This window comes from Methylobacterium sp. J-070 (assembly GCF_022829385.1).
Classification (GTDB): Bacteria; Pseudomonadota; Alphaproteobacteria; order Rhizobiales; family Beijerinckiaceae; genus Methylobacterium.
Window position 1 is genome coordinate 1 of sequence record NZ_JAKSXX010000128.1, and the last position, 4,134, is coordinate 4,134.

At 62.0% G+C, this 4,134-nt stretch carries 4 protein-coding genes; 2 read left to right on the forward strand and 2 right to left on the reverse strand.

Going from position 1 to position 4,134, the window contains the following annotated elements; genetic code table 11:
* On the forward strand, positions 1 to 912 hold a 912-nt coding region (locus MKL01_RS12460; RefSeq protein ID WP_243905536.1), incomplete at its 5' end, for a hypothetical protein.
* Positions 913 to 1,510: 598 nt separating this feature from the next.
* On the opposite strand, the gene MKL01_RS12465 is transcribed toward MKL01_RS12460, so the two are convergent.
* Positions 1,511 to 1,945, reverse strand: a complete 435-nt coding sequence (locus tag MKL01_RS12465) for a MucR family transcriptional regulator (RefSeq protein ID WP_243905537.1) — start codon at positions 1,943 to 1,945, stop codon at positions 1,511 to 1,513.
* A 664-nt stretch (positions 1,946 to 2,609) separates the two neighbouring features.
* Entirely contained in the window at positions 2,610 to 2,876 is a 267-nt protein-coding gene (locus MKL01_RS12475; RefSeq protein ID WP_243905539.1) for a hypothetical protein, read from the reverse strand.
* 358 nt (positions 2,877 to 3,234) lie between these two features.
* Here MKL01_RS12475 and MKL01_RS12480 point away from each other — a divergent pair.
* Positions 3,235 to 4,134, forward strand: a 900-nt coding sequence (locus MKL01_RS12480) for an MCP four helix bundle domain-containing protein (RefSeq protein ID WP_243905538.1), incomplete at its 3' end; no start/stop codon positions are given.

A 4,134-nucleotide genomic window follows, 5' to 3' on the forward strand; every position in this document is an offset into this window, starting at 1 on the left:
GCCGGTGGCCGGATCGACGATCTGGCGCAGCTTCAGCACCACCTGCTCCGCGCTCGTCTTCTGACCTCGCCGCATGTCCGACTCCTTCGATCCTGGCTGATCCTCTCAATCAGCCCGGTCCAAAGCCAGCCGGTCAGGTCACACGTCGATGCGATCGTCGATCTCTTCAAAACCGATCCCCTCGCGCTGCGGATGATGGCCGACGCGGGGATCATCATTCTCCGCGGCTTCATCGTCGGCTTCCACTTCGCCTTCGATCCGGAGGACCGAGCGACCTGGGCCACTCCCGGTAACGTGCGACGCATGCTCGTCGAGCGCGGCTTGGCCAGCCCTCGGCGCGTCGACGACCTCCTGGCTCGGTTCCGCCAAACTGGCTACGTCGAATCTGCCCCTGCGCCCGATGACCGTCGCATCACTATCCTCGCTCCGACGGCGCAGGTGATCGCCCACGACCGTCACCATCTGGCGGCCTACCATCGCTTCCTGCTCGACCTGTTCCCGGGCCGTGGCTACGAGTGGATCCACGGGGAGGACGCGAGTATCCATCGCCGCATCCGCATCTCGGGTCTCCGCAATCTACCGCGAGCGCTCTCCGTCCTGAAACACGACGCGATCCGCCTGTTCCTGGGACGCGATGCCGGTTACCTCGCGCTCCTGCTGGTGATCCAGGCCGAGTTATCTGGATCGCGCGACCTGACTTGGTCGTCCATGTCCAACGATCTCGGCGTCGCGCGCTCACACCTGCGGACGCTGTTCTTCGAGGCAGAGCGCGCAGGTTACGTGCGACTGCGCTCTAGCGGTGACGGCCCTGTTGAGATCCTGCCGCCGCTTTGGGCCGCTTACGACCAATTCCTCGCGGAGATCGAGGCCGACCAGGATGCCATCTCTCAAGCCGCGTTTGTGACGTCCTAGTATCGGACTCAATTCGCATTGCCCTACTCAGGGTCATCCCGACAGATGGATATGTGACGCTTCAGCCACGGGGTATGCAGTACAGAATTGCACGCAAATATAGCCATTCCGCTCTGAGGTAAGTTTAGCCAAGCGATCTCTGTCGCCCCGATGAATCGAAGGCTGAGAAACAGCCGCTTCCTGCCAGCCGGTATTAACCAGATTCGGCAGACATCGAAGGCGAATGGGAGAGCGGGCCAATGGCGGCGACGAAGCGCGTCAGTAGATCTGCCCGAGATCATAGGACGAAGACTGTGCCTCGTGTCGCGCGGATGCTGCGCTCCAAGTGGGCACGCCGGATCACTCGCTGGATCGGCGCTGGGAAGCGGCGACCGCCGAAGCAGAGCGCGGATACCAGAAGCGAGGTAGCTCAGGCCAACGTTATCCACTTGAGCTGGGCCGATGCCTTGGGGCGGCCGGCCCGAGTCGATGGTTCGTGGCTAGGTCGGCCACGAACGATCGATGCACAGGTTCTGCGGTTTCGGCATCGCACGCAGATCGGCGACGCCCCTTCCGTAGCTCACGGGGCTATCGATGAGTCATCCAAGCCAATCCTGCGCTAGGCGGCGCGGCGCCCTGGTACACCGAGGCCGATGGCCTTGGCCAACGCGGAGCGCTGCGCGGCGTAGGCGGGGGCGACCATCGGGTAATCGGCCGGCAGGCCATACTGTTCGCGGTAGCCGCGTGGGTCCAGCCCGTGGCTGGTGAGGTGGCGCTTGAGCGTCTTGTAGGTCTTGCCGTCGATGAAGCTGACGAGGCCGTCGTGCCGGACCGACTTGCGGATCTGGGCCTGCGTAGGCCTTTCAGCCTCGACGGTTGAGGCAATGGCATTGGGGAGATTGCCAGAGCTAAGCGCTGAGATGGCGCTGTGCACATTCCGGATCAGGTTCGGAAGCTCTGCAACGGGAACGGGGTTATTCGAGACATAAGCGGCAACAATTTCGCCGGTCAGCTCGGTCGCATCAAAAATACGATTAACGGTTTCTTCTGTCACTTTATTCCTGTCCCGATCCTAAAACTCGCACGAATGTACAGAGCGAGATGCGTAGATCAGGATCCTGTCGATGAGATCAAGGTATTTTGCAGGCCGATGGCGTCCGGGCGGGTGACAAATCTTCCCCCACGTTTCCGAGTCGCCGATACACAGCAGATCGGCTGTCCGGTATCCGTTCTCCTGCTGTGCGCGCCCTCTTCGGCGATGGTTAGATGCTGGGACAGTGACAGGTGCCCGCTGCCCTTCGACGAGACACGATGCGCCGCCGTATGCGCCGATACCTCAGCCGCTGTAGAGCCCGGGGCACCGTCGATTGCAGTTTGCGAGGTGACCCAACATCCAACCCGCGATCCTGCTGTGGACGAGGTCACAGCCAGCTCCCGCAGACCCCGTATCCTTGTCGACGAGGTAACCATCTCGGGCCTACCTGCCGCGCCCCAAGGTGACGATGCGAGGTACGGCATGGGTGACGACGTGGCGGCGCTTCTGCTGACTCTGGCAGCCGAGAACGCCGAGCTGAGTGAACAGATGGCGGCGGCCCAGGACATGCTCGTCGAGACCGCTATCGACGCCGGGAACATGCGCGCCCTGACCGAGGCGATGCGGACCGAGCGGGACGCGTGGCGGGAAGAGGCTGAGCAGACAGGGTCAGGCAGGGTCCATCTCAGTCCGATGTGCGCTGGCTGTAATCAGTCGGCTTGGCAGGATAGAGTTGGCTATCCGGACGCAGGCCGAGCACGTCCATGACGCGGTCCCGAGCCCCGGCATCGGCGATCGGTGCGCCATGCTCAAGTCTGGCGATCATCTCGGGGTCGACCCGCGCGAGCGCCGCCAGGGCCTCGATTGAGTAGGCACCCCGGAGGCGGGCAGCATGGATCTGTGCGGCTAACGCAGCATCCAGGGACAAGGGCTTGTCATGTCGTTCGCTCATGGGTGAGCGGTACGTGCTAGCCTAAGCCGAAGTTTCACCTGGGCGAGCTTTTCACCGAAGGGTTTCCTTTGCCTAGGGTAGTAGGGCGTCGAACTTGGTCAGTTACGGGACAGATTGGTGATATTCACGGCTTTGTGATTATTGTCGGTCGCGATATTTAAACTCATAGTTGTAGATAGCAATTCACGGTTGAGACAGTGGTACTTATAAGTACCTATGCCACGACTAACACATAACGTTTTATGGTTTTAATTCATAAGTAGCAGTTAATTAACTGAATTGCCTAAATCCGATATGAAGTTTGCCTCCGGTCTTCGGAGGCTAACACAGCTTAAATTCCTATTCCGGTGATCTGATTATGCGCCTGCACCTCTCGCTTAAGGCAGCACTCTCGGCTGCCTTCGGCCTGCTCGCCCTCATCGCGGCAGGTCAAGGCGCACTCGCGATCTTCGAGCTGGCTGGGATCCGTCACTCCGTCACCGAGGTCGCATCGAACTGGCTGCCATCGGTCGTCAGTGTGAACGAGATCCGTGCAGCCGCGTCGGAGGTTCGGATCAAGCAGCTGCGCCTGCTCACTCTGTCGGATACTCCGACTCATCTAGCTGAGAACGAGGCCAAACTCGCCGCGACCCACGATAAGCTCACGCAAGCGCGCAGGGCCTACGAGCCATTGATCTCCTCAAACGAGGAGCGCGCCATCTATGACGCCTTCGCTTCTGTCTGGAAGCACTTCGAGCAGGCCGACGCCGAGATGCGTCGCCTGATGGAGACCGGGCAACAGTCATCTGCCCTCAAGCTGATGACCGCACCCGAGACCGCGAACCTCTACGACGAAGCTCGGGATGATCTCACGCGTGATGTCGCCCTGAACGAGCAAGGGGCTCGCCGGGATGCCGACGCGGCCGTGTCCGAAGCCGATACTGCCGCGTTGGCCGCCTACGTCGCCGTGGCCCTGGCGCTCACCGCCGCTTGTGCCGCCGCCGCCTTCGCCCTGTTGCGCGTCTCCCGGCCGATCCAGACCATGACACAGGCGATGGGCATACTCGCCGGTGGCGACGCCGCAGCCGAGGTACCGTACCGGAACCGCGGTGACGAGATCGGCGCGATGGCCGCCGCGGTGCAGGTGTTCAAGGACAACCTGATCCGCACCCAAGCGCTGGAAGCCGAGACCGCGCAGGCGCGGCTGGCGGCCGAAGAGCAGCGCAAGACCGGCATGCGCCAGATGGCCGATGGCTTCGAGCAGGCGGTCGGCGGGATC

What these genes read in the sequence shown, in the direction of transcription:
- MKL01_RS12475 (WP_243905539.1), bottom strand. Translation starts at nt 2,876, where the DNA reads ATGAGCGAACGACATGACAAGCCCTTGTCCCTGGATGCTGCGTTAGCC.